Genomic DNA, 22,203 nt, shown 5'->3' on the forward strand with positions numbered 1-22,203 from the left:
TTCGAATTCCTCACTCGGCAGCGAACTGCATTTCCGGTACGTGATCCGGGACGATCAGTTTACCAGCGGTTTTGGCGACGATTTCCTCGACGCTGACGCCAGGTGCGCGTTCCTTGAGGACAAAAGCGCCATTTTCGATTTCCAGGTAGGCGAGGTCGGTCAGCACACGCTTGATGCAGCCGGCGCCGGTCAGCGGCAGGCTGCATTTGGATAGCAGCTTGGACTCACCGTCCTTGGAGGCGTGGGTCATGATCACGATGATATTGTCGGCGCCAGCCACCAGATCCATGGCGCCGCCCATGCCCTTGACCAGTTTGCCGGGAATCATCCACGAGGCGATGTTGCCTTCGACGTCGACTTCGAACGCGCCCAGCACGGTGAGGTCGACATGGCCGCCGCGGATCATCGCAAAGGATTCGGCGGAGTTGAAAATCGACGCGCCGATACGTGCAGTCACGGTCTGTTTGCCGGCGTTGATCATGTCGGCATCGATAGTGTCTTCCGTCGGAAACGGGCCCATGCCGAGCAGGCCGTTTTCCGATTGCAGCATGACTTCCATGCCTTCGGGGATGTAGTTGGCGACCAGGGTCGGAATGCCGATACCGAGGTTCACGTAGTAGCCGTCCTGCATTTCGCGGGCGACGCGCTGAGCCATTTGTTCGCGGGAAAGTGCCATGTTCTTATTCTCCGTCAGCCTGAATTATTTGCGGATGGTGCGCTGTTCGATGCGTTTTTCGAACGTGCCGCAAATGACCCGATCGACGTAGATGCCGGGGGTGTGGATCTGCGACGGATCCAGCTCGCCGGGCTCGACGATTTCTTCGACTTCGACCACGGTGATCTTGCCGGCAGTGGCGGCCAGCGGGTTGAAGTTCTGCGCGGTGTGACGGTAGATGACGTTACCGAAGTGGTCGGCTTTCCAGCCTTTGACGATGGCGAAGTCGCCGGTGATGGACTCTTCCATCAGGTACTTGCGACCTTTGAACTCGCGCACTTCCTTGCCTTCAGCGACAGGCGTGCCGACACCGGTAGCGGTGAAGAAGGCCGGGATGCCGGCGCCGCCTGCGCGCATCTTCTCGGCGAGGGTGCCTTGCGGGGTCAGGATGACTTCGATTTCGCCTTTGAGCAGTTGCTCTTCAAACAGCTTGTTTTCGCCAACATAAGAGGCGATCACCTTGCTGATCTGGCGGTCGGTGAGCAGCACGCCGAGGCCGAAACCATCGACGCCGCAGTTGTTGGAAACGACGGTGAGGTCGCGGGTGCCCTTGCGCTTGATCTCGGCGATCAGGTTTTCCGGAATGCCGCACAGACCAAAGCCGCCGGCGATGACGGTCATGCCGTCCTCCAGCCCGGCGAGGGCTTCCTCGTAGGAACTCACGCGCTTGTCGAAACCTGCCATATGCACCTCTTTTATTATTTGCGGGCGGCTGGCTAGCCGAATGACTGGAGTGTCGCGCCGGGCGATATATTTGTTAAGTTGATTTTTAAGGTTGATTAATAGATAAAACTCATCAAAGCGCCGCGTTAGGGTTGATCGTTCCCACGCTCCGCGTGGTAACGCATCCATGGACGCTCCGCGTTCAGTGACGCAGAGCGTCACGGGCAGCATTCCCACGCGGAGCGTGGGAACGATCATGCATGAGAATCCTGAGGCTTCATTATGACCATCAAACAGATCCGCGCCTTTCTCGCTGTCGCCCAAAGCCTCAGTTTCGCCGTGGCTGGCGAGCGTCTGCACCTGTCGCAATCGGCGTTGAGCCTGACCATCAAAGCCTTGGAGGAGGGGCTCGGCGGGCGCCTGTTCAGCCGCAATACCCGCAACGTCGCCCTGACCGCCGAGGGCGAATCGCTGCTGCCGCTGGCCCGGCGTCTGATCGCCGACTGGGACAACGCCGAAGACGAAATGCGTCAGCGCTTCAGCCTGCAACGCGGGCGGGTGACGCTGGCGGCGATGCCATCGTTTGCCGGCAATCTGCTGCCGCCGATCCTCAAGACCTTTCGGGCGCGCTATCCGAACGTTAACGTGACGGTCAATGACGTGATCAACGAACAAGTGCTGGAGATGGTTCGTGATCGCCAGGTTGAGCTGGGCGTGGCGTTCGAACCCATGCAGAACACGTCTATGACGTTTACCCCGCTTTATCTGGACCGCTTCGTTGCGGTGGTGCCGCAGGATTCGCCGCTGGCCGCCCGCAGCGAAATCGACTGGCAGACGTTGTTGCAGGAACCGTTCATTACCTTGCAGCGGCCGTCCACGGTGCGAGTGATGCTTGAGGAGCACTTGCAGGGCCGGGGTATGAAGTTGCCGGTGGAGTTCGAGAGCCACCAACTGGCGACGGTCGGGCGGATGGTGGCCAGTGGGCTGGGCGTCAGTGCCGTCCCGGCATTGTGCGCTGAACAGATGCAGGAATTGGGCGCGCGCTGCCTGACGTTGAATGATTCGGTGGAACGGGCGATTGGCGTGTTGACCGAGCCGGGCAATGAACTGTCGGCGGCGGCCCAGGCGTTGTTCGATATCCTCAAAGCCGAACACTGAACCTGTAGGAGTGAGCCTGCTCGCAATAGCGGTGTTTCAGTCAGCAAAGATGTTGGCTGACAAGACGCTATCGCGAGCAGGCTCACTCCTACAGGGATTTATGTGTTCAGGAGATGAACTGTTGCGATAGCAACGGCAGGAGCTGTTCGCAGGATCCTTCAATCTTCAAGTCGAGCAAATCATCCGCCCGAGTCTTGCCCAGATTGATCGCAATCAACGGCTTGCCGCGATCCGCGATCACCCGGCACAGACGAAACGCCGAATACGCCATCAACGAAGACCCCACCACCAGCATCCCCGCCGCCGTTTCTGCCGCCGCCATGGCCCGTGCCGCGGTGGCCTGGGCGACGTTTTCGCCGAAAAACACCACATCGGGTTTCATCCGCTCACCCGCACAATGGGGGCAGTGCGGCACCTGAAACCGCGCTTCGAACGCCGGGTCGAGCAGGGTATCGCCGTCCGGTGCCTGCACCGCATCGACGCCGGCCAGATACGGATTCTGCTGTTCCATCAAACGCTGAATCGAATCGCGCTCACTGCGCTGCCCGCAATCCAGGCAGAGCACGCGATGCAGACTGCCGTGCAGTTCGATCACGTCGTGACTGCCAGCCTGATCGTGCAAGGTGTCGACGTTTTGCGTAATCAAGCCACTGATGCGCCCATGACTCTGCAAACTGGCCAGCGCTTCGTGCGCGGCATTCGGCTGCGCCTGACGCACCCACGGCCAACCGAGCATCGCCCGCGCCCAATAGCGGCGGCGTGACTCGGGGGCAGCGAGGAATTCCTGATACATCATCGGCTGGCGGCCACGGCGCACACCGTCGCTGTCGCGGTAATCAGGGATGCCCGAGGGTGTGCTGATGCCGGCACCGGTCAGCACCAGAAAATCGCCATCGGCCATCGCCTGTTGCAGGGTGTCGAGCTGTTCGCGGATCGGGCTGTCGAGCATGGTCGGCGCTCCAGGCAGAGTGAATGCCTTGCAGGTTAGCACCGACCCCTGTGGCGAGGGAGCTTGCTCCCGCTGGACTGCGCAGCAGGCCCATCCTTTGGGGCCGCTTCGCGACCCAGCGGGAGCAAGCTCCCTCGCCACAGGGTATGTATTGTTTTCAGTCCCGATGATTTATTTGCGCGCCTCCAGAATCAGGTTGAACGGCGTTTGCGTTGCACGCCTGAAACGCTTGAACCCGGCCTCGGCAAAGACTTTGCGCAGACGCATTTCCCCAGCTTGCGCGCCGAGCCCGAGGCCAACTTCCTGTGACAGCGAGTTCGGTGTGCATATAAAGGTCGAAGCCGCGTAGAACAACCGACCGACCGGGTTGATGTTGTCGTCCAGCGTGTCGTTGGCGAATGGCTCGACCAGCAATACCGTGCCGTCATCCTTCAGCGAGTCGTAGGCGTGGCGGGCGGCGCCGACCGGGTCGCCCATGTCGTGCAGGCAGTCGAAATAGCAGATCAGGTCGTAATCGTTTCCCGGATAGCTTTTCGCCGTGCCCTGGAAGAATTTCGCCCGGCTGCTGACCCCACCTTCTTCGGCGCGTTGGGTGGCGACCGTGATCGACGGCGCATGGTAGTCGTAGCCGACGAAGCGCGAATTGGGAAACGCCTGAGCCATGATCACTGTTGAGGCTCCATGGCCGCAGCCGATGTCAGCGACTTTCGCGCCATCCTCCAGTTTTGCCACGACCCCCTCCAGTGCCGGCAGCCATTCGGCAATCAAGTGGCCCTTATAGCCGGGGCGGAAAAACCGTTCAGTGCCGGTGAACATGCACGGGTGGTGATCGCCCCAAGGCAGGGCGCCGTTGCCGCGCATGGCTTTGACCAGTTTGTCCTTGTCATGGAAAAACGACGCCACCACGCCGAGCCCGCCGGCGACGTATACCGGCGAGTCCTCAACTGCCAGCGCCAGGGCTTGTTCTTCCGGCAAACGGAATTGGCCGTCGCGGTGTTCCATGTAGCCCGACGCGGCGTGGGCGCTGAGCCATTCGCGGACCAGACGGGGATTGCAGTGGGTTTTTGCCGCAAGGGTATCGGCGCTGATCGGCTGACTGTCGGCCATCGCCCGGTACAGCCCGAGCTCCTCGCCGACGATGACATTGGCCAGCATCGCCGCGCCGCCCATGTCGTTGACCAGTTTGCCCATGAATTCGTTGAGTCGGGACTCGTCCATCACATGTGCTCCTGAAACAGGATCACAGTCCGGCGACGTAGAGGGTCGAGGCATGCGCCACCGGGCGGTGGTCATGGAAACGGGCAGGGCACGGCAAAAGTCCTGCAGCCCCCTCGACTGGGTAATGAAAGAGTCTAGCCCTCGTCCGGGATAGACGCTGAATTTGTGGGCACTGAAAAACCTGTGGGAGCTGGCTTGCCAGCGATGGCGTAGGCATAGCCACTGACTTGCTGCCTGATACACCGCTATCGCTGGCAAGCCAGCTCCCACAAGGGGCGGTGTTTGATGAGGGGTTGTATTGCTGTGTATCGCGCCGGTCGGGGGATACACAGGGCGGCAAATCCCCGGTTGGCTGAACACAGCGGCGATACAGCCGCCGGTTCAACTGGGTTGGCCAATCAAGTGAGGTCAACCCCCATGCAAATCCCCGAAGCATCAAGGCAACCCGGCGTCGGTCTGGGCCTGCGCCGTGGTCTGTTGAAAGACTTGCTCGTCGCCCGTGGCGGCGATTTTGATTTTCTCGAAGTCGCCCCGGAAAACTGGATCGGCGTCGGCGGCGCCCATGGCGCGGCGCTGCGCGAACTGGCCGAGCGTTATCCGCTGTCGTGTCACGGGTTGTCGTTATCGCTGGGCGGTTCGGCGCCGTTGGACACCCGTTTTCTGCAAGAGGTACGGGTATTTCTCGATCATCACCAGGTCCGGTATTACAGCGAGCATCTGAGTTATTGCAACGACGACGGCCACCTCTACGACCTGCTGCCCTTGCCGTTCACCGAGGAAGCCGTGCGCCATGTTGCCGCGCGTATCCGGCAATCCCAGGACATCCTTGGGCGGCGTCTGGCGGTGGAAAACGTCTCCTACTATGCGGCCCCGCGCCAGGACATGGACGAAGTGACCTTCACCAACGCCGTGCTGCGCGAGGCCGATTGCGACCTGCTGCTGGACGTCAACAATGTCTACGTCAATTCGATCAATCACGGCTTTGATCCAAAGGAATTCCTCGCGCGGATCGAGCCGGGCAGGGTGGTCGGGATGCACGTGGCCGGGCATTTCGATGAGTCCGACACACTCAAGATCGACACCCATGGCGCCTCGGTAAAACCCGTGGTCTGGTCATTGCTGGCCGAGGCTTATGCCCGGTTTGACGTGCAGCCGACCTTGCTGGAGCGGGATTTCAATTTTCCGGCGTTCAGCAAATTGGTCGCCGAGCTACAGACCATCCGCCGTCTGCAAGGCGCAGGAGTTCAACGTGGATAACCTTCAACAGCAACAACAGGCGCTGACGCGCTACCTGCGTGATCCTGACCATCAACCACCACCCGCCGATATGAACATCGCGCGGGTCAATGTCTACCGGGATCTGCTGTTCAACAATCTTTCGCAATTGTTGAGTGGCACTTTTCCGGTACTGATCCGGATCATCGGCAAACAACGCTGGAACCTGCTGGTTCGCGGTTTTTTGCGCGACTATCGCGCACAAACGCCGAAATTTACTGAGATTGCCGAGGCGTTCCTCGACTATCTTGCCGCGCAGCCTGACGTGTTGCGTGAAGGTCAGTGGCCGGCGTTTCTGCTGGAGCTGGCGCATTACGAATGGGTCGAGATGGTCCTGCAGCAGTCCGACGCCGAGCCGTTGCCGGCGACGGATGCGCAGTTGTTACTGGAGCGGCCATTGCAGGTCTCGGCACTGGCGTGGCCACTGGCGTATACGTGGCCGGTGCAGTTGCTCGGGCCGGATCACCAACCCTCGGTCGCACCGCAACAACCGACGTTGTTGCTGGTGCGGCGGGAGGCGGATTTCAGCGTGAAATTCTCGGAGCTGAGCCCGCTGACCTGGCGGTTATTGCAGCGCATCGGCGAGTTTGCGGGATTGACCGGGCGTGAGCAGTTGCAGGGTTTGGCGCAGGAGGCGGGGCAGTTGGCGGACGCGTCGTTCATGGATAGCGGTTTGGCGCTGTTGCAGCAAATGCATGAAAACGGCGTTGTCGGGATTCTTTAAGTCACCGCAAGACTCTGTGGGAGCGGGCTTGCCCGCGAAAAGGCCGGCACAGTCAACCTCTTCATTGACTGTCCAGACGCCTTCGCGGGCAAGCCCGCTCCCACAGGTATTCAGGTGTTTTCAGGACCTCAGCGGCAGCTTGAGTTCGGCGCACAAGCCGCCGCCCTGGCGATTGCTCAGAGTCAGCGAGCCGCCCAGGGCCATCGCCAGTTGCTGAGCGATCGCCAGACCCAGCCCGGTGCCGCCGGTATCGCGGTTGCGCGAGTTTTCCACGCGGTAGAACGGCTGCATCACCTGCGCGAGTTCCGCTTCGGCAATCCCCGGACCGCGATCCATGACGGTGATCGACAGGCTGCCCTTGTTCGCTTCGACCCACACTTCAGCGGCGCCGGCGAATTTCAGGGCGTTGTCGGTCAGATTGACCAACACCCGGCGCAACGCGTGCGGACGGGTGTCGACGACTGCCTCACTCTTGCCGACAAGCTGCACGTCTTTGCCCATGTCCTGATAGTCGAACACCAGGCTTTCGAGAAAGGAATCCATGTTGGTGCGCCGACTTTCTTCGGTCGAACCATGGATGCTGCGGGCGTAGGCCACGCCTTCGCGCACCAGGTGTTCCATCTCGCCGAGGTCGTTGCACAGTTTGTCTTTTTCCGCCGAGTCGTCCATGAATTCGGCGCGCAGTTTCATCCGTGTGATCGGGGTTTGCAGGTCATGGGAGATCGCGGCCAGCAGTTGCATGCGCTCTTTCAGATAGTCCGCAATCCGCGCCTGCATCGCGTTGAACGCGCGGGCGGCGTAGACCACTTCGTTCGGGCCTTTCTCGTCCAGATGAATCGGGTGGGCGTTGGGGTCGAGGGTTTCCACGGCGTTGGCCAAGCGGGTGAGGGGGCGAATGGCAATGCGCACCGCCAGCCAGGTGCAGGCAATCATCAAGGCCAGTTGGCCGAGCAATACCGCTGGCAACCAGGGCGACAGCGGCACCATCGAGGGGCGCACGTCGATGGTTACCGGGCTGCCGTCGCTCAGGCGCAAATGGCCCTGGAAGTGCTTTCGCGGGCCGGGAATGTCGGTGAAGGTCAACGGGTATTGGTCGCCGATGGCATCGGTGATCGAGGTGACTGCAACCGGCACCTCGCCCGGCCCGATGGGCGTACCGGGTTCGCCTTCGCTCAACAGATACCCGTAGTTGGTCCGCGCCAGACGCTTGAGCCACGCCGGGCGCTCCTCGGCGGGTAAGCGGTCGAGGATCGCAATCGAGGTCGAGACGTCGGTTTCCAGATTGCCCAGCATGGTGTTTTTCGCGCTCTGGTAACGCTCGTAATACTGCGCACCGAACGACAGCGCCTGAGCGAGGATCAGGCCGATCAGGAAAATCAGCGACACCCGCGAGGCGAGAGTGCGCGGCCAGTGCAGGTTGAGGCTCATGCCGGGGCACCGAGGATCTCGACCGGCAGTGAAAACACATAGCCTTCGCTGCGCACGGTCTTGATGTAGGCCGGTTCGCGGGCGTCATCCAGCAGGCGCTGGCGCAAGCGGCTGACCAGCAGATCAATCGAGCGATCAAACAGATCGGCGTCGCGGCCCTGGGTCAGGTTGAGCAATTGATCGCGGCTGAGCACCCGTTGCGGGTGATCGAGAAACACCCGCAGCAAGCGGTACTCGGCACCGCTGAGGGCGACCATGGTGCCGTCCTTGTCAAGCAGGTGGCGAGCCGAGGTGTCCAGCTGCCAACGGCCGAACGCCAGCAAACGGCCGGCTTCGGTGACCACCAGGTTCGGCGGCAGCATCCGCGTGCGGCGCAGCACGGCGTTGATCCGGGCCAGCAATTCACGGGCGGCGAAGGGTTTGGTCAGGTAGTCGTCGGCGCCCATTTCGAGGCCGATGATGCGGTCGGTTTCATCGTTACGGGCGGTGAGCATCAGCACCGGCGTGGCCTTGTGTTTGCCCACGCGTAATTCGCGGCACAGCTGCAGGCCATCGTCACCGGGCATCATGATGTCGAGCACGATCAGGTCGACGGTGTTGGCCTCGAGAAAGCTGCGCATCTGCCGACCATCGGCGACTACGGTGGTGCGCAGGCCGTTTTTCTTCAGGTAGTTGCCGACCAGTTCGCGAATTTCGCGATCGTCGTCGACGATGAGAATGTGATCGACATGTTCCATCGGGCCAGGCCTCTTTAAAGGGGGAATGCCGTGCAGTCTATCGAGCCTTTACGCGCTCGCCTGCCTGCGTTTGTATTGCAGTGTATCTGGCGTCACAGACGATACACGGGAACGCAAAAAGACGATTTTTTCAGGCTTTTGTATCGCTGTGTATCCCCGGGCGGCAGGGATACATAGCCATTTATAGCCGCTCGTTTCCGACACATACGCGATACCTCGCGAGGCTTCAATGAGCTCCATCGAGGCACACCATAACGCCTCGGCTCAAACCCACTGAAGCCTTGAGGAACACGCCATGAAAAATACATCGGTTATCGCCGCCTGCCTGTTTGCCGCCCTGAACATCTGCACCCTGTCGGCCCGCGCCGAAGCCACTGTTACTCCACAAACCTACAACTACGACACGCACCTGGACATCCAGAAAGTGATCTCGCTGACCCAGGACAATTCGGTGATGTGCGGCGTCATTGATGCGCGCATGACATACCTGGATTCGGCCAACAAAACCCACGTGCTGGATTACCGCAAGTTTGCTGACGACTGCAACAACGACAACTGATTCGTCACTTTTTTGAAGGAAAGAACCATGAATAACCTCTCTCGTCTCCTCACTGCCGTTGCTTTCTCTTTCGCCGGTGTCGCCGTGCATGCCAACGCTGCGGTCGAACAGCATAGCTGCCATGACAACAGCTGTTTTCAACTGACGCCTATCACCAAGCCAGGCGCCGACGCCTTGCTCGCCGCTGACGGCTCCAACCGCACGCCGCAAGGGCAGAGGCTGGAAAGCCAGAACGCCTGACTCCCTCGCCACAGGGCTCAGTGCTCACATTTATTCAGGGTGACCCTTATGTATCTCATCGCTTTCCTCGGCGGTCTTTTGACCGTCCTCAGCCCGTGCATCCTGCCGGTGGTGCCGTTCCTGTTTGCCGGGGCTCACCGCAGCCGCTCTTCGATCCTGCTGACCCTCGGCGGCATGACCCTGACTTTCGCGCTGATCTCCAGCCTGGCCGTGGTCAGCAGTGAGTGGGTGATTCAGGCCAGTAACAGCGGACGCCATATCGCGCTGATCGTCATGACGCTGTTCGCGCTGTCGCTGATCTCGGCGCGTATTGGTGACTGGCTGGCGCGACCGTTTGTGTGGCTTGGCAACCGACTCGATCCCGATGCGCAGAAAAAGGCCGGCCCCTTGGGCTCGCTGATGATCGGCGTCGCCACCGGGTTATTGTGGGCGCCGTGTGCCGGGCCGATCCTCGGGGTGATCCTCACGGGCGCCATGTTGCAAGGCGCCAACGCGCAGACCAGCCTGTTGTTGCTGGCCTATGGCGCGGGCAGTGCGTTGTCGTTGGGCACGCTGATCTTCGCCGGTCGCGGGTTGGTCAACCGCTTGAAACCGTCGATCCCGTTCACCGCTTGGTTGCGCCGTGGCGCTGGTGTCGCGGTACTCGCGGCGGCGGCCGTGATTTCCACCGGCACAGATAAAACCCTATTGGCCGGAACATCCTCGGAAGGCGTCGCCAGTGTCGAAAAAAGCGTGCTGGAAAACGTGCCGAAAGTGCTCGACTTCCTCGTCAGCAAAGTTCGCGCCGATTCGCTGATGGACGACAGCAAAGGCGCGATGCCGTCGCTGGCCGGGGCGGTGCAATGGCTCAACTCGCCGGAACTCAGCGCCGAATCCCTGCGCGGCAAAGTGGTGTTGGTGGACTTCTGGACCTACGACTGCATCAACTGCCAGCACAGCCTGCCGTACGTCAAGGACTGGGCGAAGAAGTACGAAAAGGATGGTCTGGTGGTGATCGGCGTGCACACCCCGGAATACGGCTACGAGCGGATTATCGACAACGTCAGGGAGCAGGTGCGCAAATTGGGTATCACCTACCCGGTGGCCATCGACAACAACTACGCGATCTGGCGCAACTTCGATAACCAGTACTGGCCGGCGCACTACCTGATTGACGCCAAGGGGCAGGTGCGTTTCAGCCACTTCGGCGAAGGCCGCTACGAGGCTCAGGAGCAGGTGATTCGGCAATTGCTTGAAGAGGCCAAGGCGCCTGCGGCCTGATCAATCCGGCCAATGGCTCAGAGGTCGCGCACCATGAGCCATTGGTCGTTGTCCCAGGCGCGAAAACGCTCCAGCACCTGCCAGCCGCGTTTGGCGTAATAGTCCTGCTTGCTCTGCGTGTGCAGATAAAGACGCGCCAGGCCACGGTTTTTCGCTTCCTGACAAATCCCTTCGATCAATTGCTCGGCCAAGCCTTGCCCGCGAGCTGCCGGGTCGACGAATACGCAGGCCAGCCAAGGGCCGAGATCGGGCCGATGCGCGAGATCATCGCGAGCCAGCGCTGCACCGCCGACCAGTCGTTCACCGTCCAAGGCGATCAGGCAAGACCAGTCACCATTGCTTTGACCTTCGGCAAATTCCCGTTGCCATTCGACCAAGGGTTGATGGGCGTATTCGTAGTGAAATTGCTGGTGGATCCACGCGGCATAGGTGTCGCTGTGTTGCGGGTGGCTGGCCAGCCAGTCGAGAAGCAGAGGCATGAGTCGAGTCCGTTCCGAGGGCGAGCGTGCATCAGAAACCAATCGACCGCTGCTGGCAATGCCGAGGGTGTTGCAACCGCTTAACAGATTTCCACCACTCATCGGCAAAGCCGCGGTTTTCCTGAATGTGCAGACGACTGGCAGGGACGCCGGCCGCGCTCGGCGCGATAGTGGACGAGCAGGGCCACTGCCGGCCCCGCCACAGACGCCATACAACAAGAAGAACGCGAGGTTGCCATGCCGAAATTCGTGATTGAACGCGAGATTCCAGGGGCCGGAAAGCTGTCGGAGCAAGAACTCAAAGCCGTTTCACAAACGTCCTGCAATGCGTTGCGTGAACTCGGGCCACAGGTGCAATGGCTGCAGAGTTACGTCACTGCCGACAAAATCTACTGCGTGTACATCGCCCCCGATGAAGAGCAGGTGCGCGAACACGCTCGCCTCGGCGGTTTCCCCGCCAACAGCGTGGCGCGGGTGATGACGGTGATCGACCCGACTACCGCCGAATGAAGCCAGTTTCCACCTGTTGCGGAGCACCTCTTCATGAGTACCCCGATTGATCTCACTGCCTTGAAGGAACGCCAGAAGGTCGCTTGGGCCAGTGGCGACTACTCCTTGATCGGCACGACCTTGCAAATCGTCGGTGAAAATCTCGCCGAAGCCTGCGACCTGCGTTGCGACGAGGAAGTGCTGGATGTCGCGGCCGGTAACGGCAACGCGACGCTGGCGGCAGCGCGGCGCGGCTGTCTGGTCACCTCGACTGACTACGTGGCAGCCCTGCTGGAGCGCGGCCAGGATCGCGCCCGGGCCGAACACCTGGACGTGACCTTTCAAGTCGCTGACGCCGAAGCACTGCCGTTCGCCGACGGCAGTTTTGCAGCGGTGCTGTCGACGTTCGGGGTGATGTTTGCCCCGGATCAGGACCAGGCGGCGGCCGAACTGGCGCGGGTTTGCTGTCGTGGCGGGCGGATCGGACTGGCCAACTGGACGCCGGAAGGTTTCGTCGGCCAGATGTTCAAGACCCTCGGTCGCCATCTGCCACCGCCGGCCGGTGCTCAGCCACCGTCGAACTGGGGCACGGAAGCGTGGCTCCACCAGCATTTCGATGACCGCGATTTCGTCGTGCAGGTGACTCGCCGCGACTTCAATTTCCGCTATCGCTCGGCGGCGCACTTCATCGATATCTTTCGGCATTGGTACGGGCCGGTGCACAAGGCCTTTGCGGTATTACCGCCGGAAAGCGGCCAGGCGCTGGAAAGTGATCTGGCAGATTTGCTCAACCGCTTGAACCGGGCAGGGGAGGGCTCGCTGGTGGTGCCGAGCGAGTATCTGGAGGTAGTGATCAGCAAGCGCTGAGTCGAACTCGATCCTTCATCTGAAGGGAGATCCTTGTGGGAGCTGGCTTGCCAGCAATAGCGGTCTGTCGGCAATGAATATGCTGACTGACCTTCCGTCATAGCTGGCAAGCCAGCTCCCACAGGTTTTCGGGTATGTCTTGGGGCTATTTCGCTTGGGACCGATCAAACCATTCCAGTGCCGTGCGCCAGATGCAGATCCCCAGGAAGTACGCCGACATCAGCAGCCACAAGCCCATCACCATTGGATTGATCACCGGGTGATTGAGCACCAGTGACAAGCTGCACAACAGCCAGATTGCCGTGACCGCAATGTTGATCGGCATGAAGCGGCGCACGCGGAACGGGTGGAGGAACTTCATCCGCGTCACCGTCAGCAGCGCCAGGCCGATCACGGTCAGAAAGGTGATCCACGGTCCTGGCCCGATGATGTACAGGCACAGTGCGACCACGTTCCACGCGGCGGGGAAACCGACAAAGTAGTTGTCCTTGCTTTTCATGTTGACGTTGCAGAAGCAGAACAGCGACGACACCAGAATCAGCGACACCGTCAGCAACAGCGTGTAATCCGGCAGCGGAATGTAGCGATAGATAAACAGGGCCGGGATGAACACGTAAGTCAGGTAATCGATGACCAGATCGAGGATCGAGCCATCGAAACTGGGCAGTACCGATTGCACATTGACCTTGCGTGCCAGTGCGCCGTCGAGGCCGTCGACGATCAGCGCCACGCCCAGCCACATCAGGCAGTGGACGGGCTGGTTTTCCAGCAGGGCGAGGGTGGCCAGAAACGCCGTGACCACGCCGGTCGCGGTAAAGCCATGGGCGCCCCAGGCCTTGAGCCTGGCAATGTGGACGGTGGATATCACGGGGGCGTTCTCCAGAAAGTGAAGCAAGCCGGGTAACACCCTTGGACAGCAAGGGCGCCGGCTAACCGGGTCGGGGTTGCAGCTATCGACCGGTCATGCCGGGATAAGGTTCACCCACCATGAATCTTAGCTCGCCACTGAAAAAATACGCAGGCGAAATCTGTAGGCCTTTTCTGTGTCGGCCAAACGGTGCTGGCGCAATGGCCGCAGCGGTCTATTGTTGCCAGACGCAGTCACTGCCAATGCTTGAGGATGACGTCATGAACACCAGCGATTTGCTCGAACAACTGCTGCGGGGCCAGGCCTCGGCGGGTCAACAAAGTGGTGCCGCCGGTGGTGGTCTGGGTGGCCTCGGTGGTTTGCTGGGCGGGCTGCTTGGTGGCGCGGACTCCACCGGCACTCGCGGCGGTTCGCCTGCCGGAGGGGTAGGAGGTTTGGGCGGATTGCTCGGTGGCTTGCTCGGCGGCGGTGGGTTGGGCAGCGTTTTGGGCGGCGCTGGCGGCACGCAAAGCCGTTCCGGAGGCACCAATTATGCGGCACTGGCATCGTTGGGCATGATGGCGTTCCAGGCGTATCAGGCCTGGCAACGCAGTCAGGCCAGCGCAGCGCCACAGCAGACGCCGCAAACGGCCAATCTGCTCGCCGGCCCCGAAATCGAAGAACACAGCCATGCCGTGCTGCGCGCGCTGATCGCGGCGGCCAAGGCTGACGGGCGCATCGACGATAGTGAAAAACAGCTTATAAGCAGTGAGATCGGCAAGCACACTGATGATCCGCAGCTGAAGCAGTGGTTTGATGACGAAGTCGCCAAGCCCCTTGACCCCAATGAAGTGGCGCAGTCGGCAAACAACGACCCGGCGGTGGCCGCGGAAATGTATCTGGCCAGCGTGATGCTGGTGGACGACCAGCAGGACGCCGAGCGCAGCTATCTGGATGAGCTGGCGGCGGCGTTGCAGATTGATCCTGAATTACAGGTGCATCTGGAGCAGCAGGCCAAGGGCACAGCCTGAGGCAGGACGTCGCTACCCCGTGCAACAAGTGGATCGCCTTTTTTTGCAGCAATGTCTGTAGGACATTCAGCGTGAGACTGTCCGTCTTTTCCTAAATGGAACCGTCCTACATAAAGCGTCGATTCATCTGACTTCACCAATTTAGCCATCACGCCCCACAGTCCTGTGCCTTAAACAGACACAGGGACATGTGGATGCTTACCGTTGGCAGGTTCATCGTTTTCATACGGGGTAAAGAAGGTTTTTTCAGCGGTTTTCGCGTGTGCGGGCATGCCGGGCTTCTGCTGGCTCCTAGCGGGTGCGGTGCGCTGGCCGCTGATCTGGCGCAGCGCTGGGCTCGTCAGGGGGGGCGCCAATGACCCATCCCGCCATTCTCGACGCCGCAGCGGCTTCGAAAGCCCCAATTGCTACTCCTACGGCGTGCCCGCTACGACAAACCCACGTGCAACTGCTGCCGCTGAGTTACGGCCTGGTGGAAAGAGAGCACGATCCCGGCGCCGAGCTGAATTTGCCGTACACCCTGAGCGCGCGCCCGATGGGCATCCGCCGGTTGCGCGACGGCTGGTTGTACATCATCGACAGCCTCAGCGGCGATTTGTACGAATACCGGGTACTCGACGGCATCATCACGGCGTTGCTGCATCAGGGTAAATCGGTCAATGAGGATCAGCGCGGAGCCATTGAAGAGCGCCCGGCGCTGATCTTTTCGCGCAAAAGCACGCTGTACGTGAGCTTCGCCGAGGTGCAGTGGACGGCCCGCAAATGCTCTCAGGTGCTGGACAGCGCTGAGGAGCGCGGGCATTTCATGCAGCCGGTCGATCTGGGGCCGGTGAATTGTCTGGTCGGTGGCGAACATTTGCTGACGGTTGCTCAGGCGAAAAAATGGCTGGCGGAAGTGGCGACAGGCGCTGAGCCGGTCGCTGAAACGGACGCGACCCGGATGCCTGCCGTGCAGGTCAGCGATGCCCCCGAGCATGAACGCGAACCGTATTTGTGGGAGCAGCCGAAGCGTTTTCGTGCCGCACACATCGGCGAGTTTCTCGGTCGGGTACGGGGGCCTTATCAGGACGACACGCTGTTTCTGCTGGTCAACGATGATCTGGGCGTGCTGCGCGATCTGGCCGAGTATCAGGACCGCGTGGTCGGCTGGGTCGAGGCGTGGAGCAACGCTGATAACAACGAGCGTGATTATCTGCTGGCCAGTTACATCGAATCGCTGAGCCAACTCGGTGCCGTCGATTTCGACAGTCTGGCCAACGCCAGTGACCAACCGCAGGCCAAAGCCCTGTTTGCCGATATCGAACAGTTGCCGGAACCGGATCGTGAGAACACGCGCAAGGCGTTGCTCGATTATTTGAACAAGGGCGGCAGCGTCGAGCCGACCTCTACAGACGCGACGCCGGAACTGAAGCAACTGCGTGAAAAGGCCCTCGATCAGTCACTGGCCCTGAACCGTTTCGACGGCGTCGCGCCGGATTTCACCGCCCATGGTCGCGCCACCGCCGAGGCGGATCGCCGTTACTACACGCGTCAGTATTTCGAGGCAGTCGCCCCCAAAGATTTCGTCGAGCGACACCTGTCAGCGCTGGTCGATCTGGGCAAGGATCAGGATCGGCGCATGCGCGATGTGCTCGACGGCCCGGTGCTCAGCGGCAAACGCGGGGTCAACGACCTGATCGACCGACCGGCGATGGACGACAGACTGAATCTGCTGCGCGATGACCTTGGCCGCTGGAACCGCCTGCTCGAACGCATCACCGCCGACCGCACGCAACTGCTGGTCGCCGGCCGCTTCCACCGCGCGGCGTGGTACTACGACGCACAAGACGCGACGCAACCGCACCAGGCCCTCAGCACCGAATACGCCTGCCTCAAGGACCTCTGCCGCAGCGACGCGGCGAGCGAACAAATGCTCGGTTATCTGGAACAGCACCCGGAACTGACCCGAACGCTGTTCTACACCTTGCCGCTGCGTCTGCAAGCCGAGCAGGCCGGGCAATATGCGTTCCTGTTCAACGCCGGCATGGCCACGTTCAACAACCTGCCGGATTGGCTGGCGAAACTGAAGAAGATCGAGCAACCACACCTGCCGGCCCTCGACGACATGCCCGAACACAGCCGCACGGTCGCGGCCGCTGTGCAGGACACCTACAGTCCGGCACTGAACCTGGGCCTGAACCACGTACTGGAAGGCTTCGACCTATCGGGCGAGAAAATCCCCGATCTCGATGAACTGTTCCAACGCCTGCCCAAGGGGTTGAAATTGCGCCTCTTCGATGCCGCCAAAACCAGCGGCGTGACTTTCACCGTCGCCAGCCCCGCAGAACAGTCCGCCCTGCAAACCGCAATCAAGGAACTGCTGCGCGAACGCGACTACCTGAAAACCCTCAACCGCGAACGCAACCAGATCACCCACAACAAGAACCGCCAGGGCCACAAAACGCCGAGAGCGCTGGAGTTGCAGGAAGAGATCCTGCGCGTGCGGGCGCAGTTGACGGTGATTGAAGGGCGACTGGCGGCGGCGCTGAGCCCGATTGAGGAAGTGCCGGATCGCTCGGCCCGCTTGTACGGCGCCACGCCTGCGCGGGCAGGGGTGACGGTGGTGTTTCCGCCGGCACAGCAGGGGGAGTTAAGGAGTTTGCTGGGGAATATTCGGTTGGGGGTGGGTGGGATTTCGGCGGGGAGTCTGGTGAAGACGGAGGGGATGGGGTTGGTGGTGGTTTTGGTGCAGGTGGTGAATTTGTTGGGGGTTATCAAAGAACTGACCAAACAGGCTAACAACAAGCGGACGTGGGCTCCACTTTACGGTGCATTGGCGACGACTGGGGCGGCGGGTTTTACAGCGGCTCAAAGTCTTGCTGATACAGCAATGAAGGCTCGTAGCACTGCGCTTGTAGCTGCACTTCAACCTCATGCCTTGCAGCATGTATATGTGCAGATGGGGAAGTTGCACATAGGGCTAGGCTTTTTAAACTTCTTCTTAGGGTTGGTGGCTTCCACAATTAGTCTTCGCACACAACACAAGAACTGGGAGCAGGCTACTCGAAGTGGAAATCGAGCGGCGAGTAACAGTGCAGCACTTGGTACATTCGGAGCAGGTGGAATGGTGACAGTCAACGCCTATGGCTTGAGCAACACCGCCCACGCCACGTTCAAGGTATTGACTGCACCGAATCGTGCCGCGCGAACTGCCGCTTGGGCGGCCGCGGGCACACGTCTGTCCACTGTATTTTTCCGCTTCAATCTCGCAGGGGCGCTGTTCACTGTGCTTGAGCTGAGCGGCACCTGGCTATTTAACCGCTACAACCTAAGCGCTCACGATAAATGGCTGCAAATCACGCCTTGGAGCCGGGATGCGGAAATGTGCGGTGATCACTCACTGGATGACTATCAAAAGTATCTGGCTTTTCTGATTCACGCGCCTTACGCCCAACTTGGCCCAAACCCGTACGACTCTTGGCTGAAAAAACTGTTGTTCAAAGCCAAACCCAGCGATATCCATCTGGTGCTGCCAAGACTGACGTTGAGTGATCTGCTGCCTCCCTTTGGCGGTAAGTCGACACATCGTCTAGGCATCGGCGCTCACCGTATTTCTCTGCCATTACACAGTCAAGGAGCGCCCCGAGAACGCAAGGACATAATCAGCGATGAGGTCGTAAGTAGCTTGCGCATCGTAAAGTCATCCCCGGAGGGACTGGTGCTCTGTCTTCAGTACCCGGTGGGTCTCGGTTCTGAATTTACGCCTGCCAGAGAGACGCTGGAACTGGCAGTCTGCATACAAACCTTGAACACCAACGGTGAGTGGTCATCGCGAACACGCGTCATACATTTGGACCCTCGGGGTGAGGGACATTTTTCGGTGGTTTCTCCTCAGTTGATTAAAGAGTCCCCACCAGTTTTGCTCGTCGAGACCCAATTTCTGGAACTGGCCGATCATGCCGAGTAATCACGATTTGCCCGTCCATGAACGGCTTGAGCAGCAGCGAGCAGGAGATGTCGAGCCCTTTCCGAGTGGAAAGATTACCTATCTCGCACCGCTGCCTCTTCCAACACCATTGCCGCCATACGGTCCTCATATAGGCGAGCTGAATAATGTTTATATGGATTTTGGGTTGGGATTACCGCAGGTGTTTTCGTGGCAGGTCATATTGGGAGGACCGTTGAGTGGCACTTTTATGACCGCTTGTTTGTTCCCTCTCATTGGCGGTTTCATGTTCTTTTTATTTGGGATGGGATGGGATGACATCTCTCACGCCATAGTGGGCCTTTTTCAGGAGGCTTACGGAGTCTCTTTAATTGCAGGCTTTCTAAGTCTCTTCATGGGCCTCGCCGTCTGGCACCACAACCACAAAAAACGCGCCTCAATCATCCCGACCCGCTTCAACCGCCAACGCCGCGAAGTCTGCTTCATGCCCGAAGGCGAAACCGAACCCGTCTTCGTCCCCTGGGAATCCCTCTCCGCCTGGATCATCGAAGCCCAAGGCGCGACCCAATACGGCATCCACCGTCAATACGGCATGGGCATCGGCTTCTACCACGGCGAAACCCTCACCAGCCTCGAATTCCCCTGCGCCGGCCTGCCACTCGCCATCAGCCATTGGGAAGCCATTCGCGGCTACATGGAATACGAGGTCAACGACCTCAAATCGATTCAGGATCTGCAAGACCTGCAAGGCCCCGACGACCCTCCCCACGAAGGCCTGCACACCTTTCGCAACGCCCGCGCACGCATGCACCAGCAGATCCGCGACGGCTCACGCACTCGGCTGTCAGGGTTTTTCTGGTACCTGTACCACGTCATGACCCTGTGGACGATTCCCAACCGTCTCGTCGAATGGGAAGTGCGGCGCCTCGAAAGGATTGGCAAGCAGACGTTGCCCGAATCCATGCGCGAGTGGTCCGAGCCTTTACCGGAAGATCAATGGGCCAAGCCGAGTGAGGAGTTGCTGCGGCTGAGTGAGCAGGTGCGGCAGTTGCAAAAGCGTCAGCCGCAGCGGCCCATCACGGAAATTTTTGCCCAGGTGCAGCGAGTGGCATGAATGCCCGGGATTCGCCCCGGAATGCGCTGCAGATGTAGCCTTCGGTCTCGTTCACGGATTCATCAACTGCTCCGTCCGTCCGGGCATTTTTCAGCTCGATTGAATTTTTGCCATGCGCAACCCCTCTGCTGCTGTAGAGGCGCGAAACAGCGTCCTGACAATCGACCGAGAATATTGCCATGACTGTCCTGACACCCCTGCAATCCGTGCCAGCCCAAGAACAAGCGATCGAACCCGCCGGGAATATCCGTGGCGTCTATGAAGCGCTGCTACGGGAGGAAAACCCGCAAGCCCTTGCGCAAACGTTCCTGCACCAACAGCTGGAATGTGCTGCAGCGTTGCCCGAAGAGCTGCCGCAAGACCCCTCTACCTGGCACGCCTGGGTCGCCGCGCATTGCGCCGATGTCGCTCGGCAATACGCTGATTATCTGCAACAGCGCAAGGCCGGCGGGCCACGGCAGTTCTTCAGAAACAAGGCTCAGGCGTTGTACTTCCTGCAAGCGGTGGGCCCGACCAAACTAGTCGATGGTGCCTGGTTGTACGGGCTGTTGCAGCATTGGCGCGATCCACGTTTCAGCGGTTTGCTCTGCACCTATCTGGAAGAGCTTGGCGAGGGCAATCCGGCGCAGAACCATGTGGTGATCTACCGCAAACTGCTGGCCGAACACGACCTCGACCACGCCGGTCCCATTACCGATGAGCGTTATCTACAAGGCGCCCTGCAACTGGCGCTCGGCGTCTGCGGCGATGAGTTTTTGCCAGAAGTCATCGGCTACAACCTCGGCTACGAGCAGCTGCCGTTGCACTTGCTGATCAGCAGTTACGAGCTTAGCGAGCTGGGCATCGACCCGTATTACTTCACTTTGCACGTCACCATCGACAACGCCAGCACCGGCCATGCGCAGAAAGCCGTACAAGCGGTACTTGACCTGTTGCCGCTTGAGGCCGATCGCGCCGATTTTCTGCGGCGGGTATCGCTGGGTTATCGACTCAATGATCTGGGGCAGGGCAGTCGCGCGATCATCGAAGGTTTCGACCTGGAAAACGAATTACTGGCGATGCTCGAGCGCAAGTGCCCGTTCGCCCAGCACATGCACTCGGACTATTGCCGTTTCGAAGGCAAAACCGTCAACCAGTGGCTGGCAGAACCGGCGCATTTGCCGGGCTTCCTGCAAGCCCTGCAGGACAAAGGCTGGATCAAGCGTCATGAAGACCCGCAGGCCAGTCGCTTCTGGCAGTTGATCGACGGCGATGGTGCGGCGATGTTCGGCGTGTTCAGCGCCTACGAGAAACAGCTGGTCCACGACTGGATTGCCGGCGACTGGAAACCGGCGCGAAAAGCCACGGCGTTGCGCCGACACGCGCCGGCCAACTCACCAATTGAGGTGCCTGAACAGGACCCCGACGTGCAGCAGCTCAACGCCGCGCTGGAAGGGCTTGATGGCCACGCACAAATGGCCGCGCTTATTCCGTGGCTGGCGCCGGCGCGGCATGCGCATCCTGCCGGGCTACTTGCCACTCGCCGGTTTATCGAACTCAAATCCCGCCTGCCTTAAGGACATCAGCAATGAATCAGGAAGAACAACTGTCCACCGACGATCTTGCGTTGCTGCAACTGGGCCGGCGCTTGCAGGCTGACGGCTATCGTTTCATCACCCCGACGCCGCTGACCCATCAGCGGGTCAATCAGCGTGACGAAGGCCAGTTCGCTGACTCCCTGCGCGATGTATTTGGCTGGTCGCGGCCCTTTGCGCCGGGCCTGTTGTCTGCCGATGAGCAACGGCAGTTACAGGATGCGCAAGTCATCGATTGCTACGAAGGTCACCTGAAAAGCCGCGTACGCTGGTCGAGCCTGGACGACTTGCTATTCGTTCATTCGGCGTACCCCACCGACGCCGCCGATTCAGTGTTTTTCGGTCCGGACACCTATCGTTTCGCCCAACTGATTCACGCCCATTTGCAACAGAACTTCGCACCGATCCATCGTGCCGTGGATATCGGTTGCGGTGCCGGCGTGGGCGCCATTCTGATCGGCCGCGCACGTCGCGAAGCGCAAGTGCTGGCGCTGGATATCAATCCCGCCGCGCTACGCCTGACCACGATTAACGCGGCATTGGCGGAAGTCGCCAACCTCGAAGCCCATGCCAGCGATCTGCTGCAAGGCGTCGACGGCGAGTTCGATCTGATCGTCGCCAACCCGCCGTATATGGCCGATCCCGCCGCGCGGGCCTACCGGCATGGCGGTGGCACGCTGGGCGCCGGGCTGTCGTTGCGCATCGTCGAGCAAGCCCTCAATCGGCTCACGCCCGGCGGCTCGTTGCTGCTCTATACCGGCGTGGCGATGGTCGATGGTCGCGATCCGTTTCTCGACACGGTGTTGCCACGGCTCGATGAAGCAAGGTTCGCCTGGACCTACCGGGAAATCGATCCGGATGTCTTCGGCGAGGAACTGCTCAACCCGGGATACCAACGGGTCGACCGGATCGCCGTGGTCGCCTTGACTGTGACTCGTATTGGCTGAAACA

At 60.3% G+C, this 22,203-nt stretch carries 21 protein-coding genes and 1 pseudogene; 13 read left to right on the forward strand and 9 right to left on the reverse strand.

Annotation, left to right across the window (positions count from 1 at the left end; genetic code table 11):
• Positions 1-10: 10 nt before the first annotated feature.
• Together KI231_RS11110 and KI231_RS11115 are read right to left on the reverse strand one after the other, a co-directional pair.
• A complete protein-coding gene (locus KI231_RS11110) occupies positions 11-676 on the reverse strand; it encodes a CoA transferase subunit B (RefSeq protein ID WP_103306906.1) in 666 nt (221 codons plus the stop codon).
• 24 nt (positions 677-700) lie between these two features.
• Positions 701-1,399, reverse strand: coding sequence for a CoA transferase subunit A (locus KI231_RS11115; RefSeq protein WP_103306907.1), 699 nt, complete (start codon positions 1,397-1,399; stop codon positions 701-703).
• A 261-nt stretch (positions 1,400-1,660) separates the two neighbouring features.
• Between KI231_RS11115 and KI231_RS11120 the strand changes: the two genes are divergently transcribed.
• Positions 1,661-2,536 carry a LysR family transcriptional regulator gene (locus tag KI231_RS11120; RefSeq protein ID WP_213028247.1) on the forward strand — a complete coding sequence of 292 codons (876 nt, stop codon included), beginning with the start codon at positions 1,661-1,663 and terminating at the stop codon, positions 2,534-2,536.
• A gap of 106 nt (positions 2,537-2,642) precedes the next feature.
• Here KI231_RS11120 and KI231_RS11125 read toward each other — a convergent pair whose 3' ends face one another.
• The 3 genes and pseudogenes from KI231_RS11125 to KI231_RS11130 form a co-directional block, all read right to left on the reverse strand.
• Positions 2,643-3,485 (reverse strand): NAD-dependent protein deacetylase, encoded by an 843-nt coding sequence (locus KI231_RS11125; protein WP_213028248.1) that lies wholly within the window; start codon positions 3,483-3,485, stop codon positions 2,643-2,645.
• A gap of 47 nt (positions 3,486-3,532) precedes the next feature.
• Positions 3,533-3,628, reverse strand: a pseudogene (locus KI231_RS30310) (N-acetyltransferase); the annotation flags it as partial.
• A 28-nt stretch (positions 3,629-3,656) separates the two neighbouring features.
• The gene (locus KI231_RS11130; protein WP_213028249.1) at positions 3,657-4,703 is read right to left on the reverse strand and encodes a class I SAM-dependent methyltransferase; all 1,047 of its coding nucleotides are present in this window, start codon (positions 4,701-4,703) and stop codon (positions 3,657-3,659) included.
• 417 nt (positions 4,704-5,120) lie between these two features.
• Here KI231_RS11130 and KI231_RS11135 point away from each other — a divergent pair, with 417 nt between their 5' ends.
• Positions 5,121-5,960 carry an HvfB family MNIO-type RiPP peptide maturase gene (locus KI231_RS11135; protein WP_213028250.1) on the forward strand — a complete coding sequence of 280 codons (840 nt, stop codon included), beginning with the start codon at positions 5,121-5,123 and terminating at the stop codon, positions 5,958-5,960.
• Positions 5,953-6,702 carry an HvfC family RiPP maturation protein gene (locus tag KI231_RS11140; protein ID WP_213028251.1) on the forward strand — a complete coding sequence of 250 codons (750 nt, stop codon included), beginning with the start codon at positions 5,953-5,955 and terminating at the stop codon, positions 6,700-6,702. The genes KI231_RS11135 and KI231_RS11140 overlap by 8 nt, the downstream gene beginning before the upstream one ends.
• 120 nt (positions 6,703-6,822) lie before the next feature.
• Here KI231_RS11140 and KI231_RS11145 read toward each other — a convergent pair whose 3' ends face one another.
• Together KI231_RS11145 and KI231_RS11150 are read right to left on the reverse strand one after the other, a co-directional pair.
• Entirely contained in the window at positions 6,823-8,130 is a 1,308-nt protein-coding gene (locus KI231_RS11145; protein WP_213028252.1) for an ATP-binding protein, read from the reverse strand.
• Positions 8,127-8,867 (reverse strand): response regulator, encoded by a 741-nt coding sequence (locus KI231_RS11150; RefSeq protein ID WP_064392669.1) that lies wholly within the window; start codon positions 8,865-8,867, stop codon positions 8,127-8,129. Before KI231_RS11150 ends, KI231_RS11145 begins: the two co-directional genes overlap by 4 nt.
• Before the next feature lie 295 nt (positions 8,868-9,162).
• Between KI231_RS11150 and KI231_RS11155 the strand changes: the two genes are divergently transcribed.
• Genes KI231_RS11155 through KI231_RS11165 form a run of 3 tightly spaced genes read left to right on the forward strand, consistent with a single transcriptional unit; the run spans position 9,163 to position 10,926 of the window.
• Positions 9,163-9,426 (forward strand): DUF2790 domain-containing protein, encoded by a 264-nt coding sequence (locus tag KI231_RS11155; RefSeq protein WP_213028253.1) that lies wholly within the window; start codon positions 9,163-9,165, stop codon positions 9,424-9,426.
• Between the two features lie 27 nt (positions 9,427-9,453).
• Positions 9,454-9,666, forward strand: coding sequence for a hypothetical protein (locus KI231_RS11160; protein ID WP_213028254.1), 213 nt, complete (start codon positions 9,454-9,456; stop codon positions 9,664-9,666).
• Between the two features lie 48 nt (positions 9,667-9,714).
• The gene (locus KI231_RS11165; protein WP_213028255.1) at positions 9,715-10,926 is read left to right on the forward strand and encodes a cytochrome c biogenesis protein DipZ; all 1,212 of its coding nucleotides are present in this window, start codon (positions 9,715-9,717) and stop codon (positions 10,924-10,926) included.
• Between the two features lie 17 nt (positions 10,927-10,943).
• Here KI231_RS11165 and KI231_RS11170 read toward each other — a convergent pair whose 3' ends face one another.
• Positions 10,944-11,405, reverse strand: a complete 462-nt coding sequence (locus KI231_RS11170; RefSeq protein ID WP_213028256.1) for a GNAT family N-acetyltransferase — start codon at positions 11,403-11,405, stop codon at positions 10,944-10,946.
• 237 nt (positions 11,406-11,642) lie between these two features.
• Between KI231_RS11170 and KI231_RS11175 the strand changes: the two genes are divergently transcribed.
• Together KI231_RS11175 and KI231_RS11180 are read left to right on the forward strand one after the other, a co-directional pair.
• Complete coding sequence (locus tag KI231_RS11175) at positions 11,643-11,915, forward strand: DUF4242 domain-containing protein (RefSeq protein WP_103306919.1); 273 nt, start codon at positions 11,643-11,645, stop codon at positions 11,913-11,915.
• A gap of 33 nt (positions 11,916-11,948) precedes the next feature.
• Positions 11,949-12,761: a class I SAM-dependent methyltransferase gene (locus KI231_RS11180; protein WP_103306920.1), complete on the forward strand. Its 813-nt coding sequence runs from the start codon at positions 11,949-11,951 to the stop codon at positions 12,759-12,761.
• A gap of 145 nt (positions 12,762-12,906) precedes the next feature.
• On the opposite strand, the gene pcsA is transcribed toward KI231_RS11180, so the two are convergent.
• Positions 12,907-13,629, reverse strand: coding sequence for a phosphatidylcholine synthase (gene pcsA / locus KI231_RS11185; RefSeq protein WP_213028257.1), 723 nt, complete (start codon positions 13,627-13,629; stop codon positions 12,907-12,909).
• A gap of 260 nt (positions 13,630-13,889) precedes the next feature.
• On the opposite strand from pcsA, the gene KI231_RS11190 reads away from it, so the two are divergent.
• From KI231_RS11190 to KI231_RS11210, 5 genes are all read left to right on the forward strand, one after another.
• Positions 13,890-14,639, forward strand: coding sequence for a tellurite resistance TerB family protein (locus KI231_RS11190; RefSeq protein ID WP_213028258.1), 750 nt, complete (start codon positions 13,890-13,892; stop codon positions 14,637-14,639).
• Between the two features lie 355 nt (positions 14,640-14,994).
• On the forward strand, positions 14,995-18,585 hold the full coding sequence (locus KI231_RS11195) for a toxin VasX (protein WP_213028259.1): 3,591 nt from the start codon (positions 14,995-14,997) through the stop codon (positions 18,583-18,585).
• Positions 18,586-18,958: 373 nt separating this feature from the next.
• Complete coding sequence (locus tag KI231_RS11200; RefSeq protein ID WP_249412119.1) at positions 18,959-19,678, forward strand: hypothetical protein; 720 nt, start codon at positions 18,959-18,961, stop codon at positions 19,676-19,678.
• Between the two features lie 179 nt (positions 19,679-19,857).
• Positions 19,858-21,234 (forward strand): iron-containing redox enzyme family protein, encoded by a 1,377-nt coding sequence (locus tag KI231_RS11205; RefSeq protein WP_213028261.1) that lies wholly within the window; start codon positions 19,858-19,860, stop codon positions 21,232-21,234.
• 11 nt (positions 21,235-21,245) lie between these two features.
• Entirely contained in the window at positions 21,246-22,199 is a 954-nt protein-coding gene (locus tag KI231_RS11210) for a methyltransferase (protein WP_213028262.1), read from the forward strand.
• The last annotated feature ends 4 nt before the right edge of the window (positions 22,200-22,203 follow it).

Source organism: Pseudomonas sp. Seg1 (assembly GCF_018326005.1).
GTDB lineage: Bacteria > Pseudomonadota > Gammaproteobacteria > Pseudomonadales > Pseudomonadaceae > Aquipseudomonas.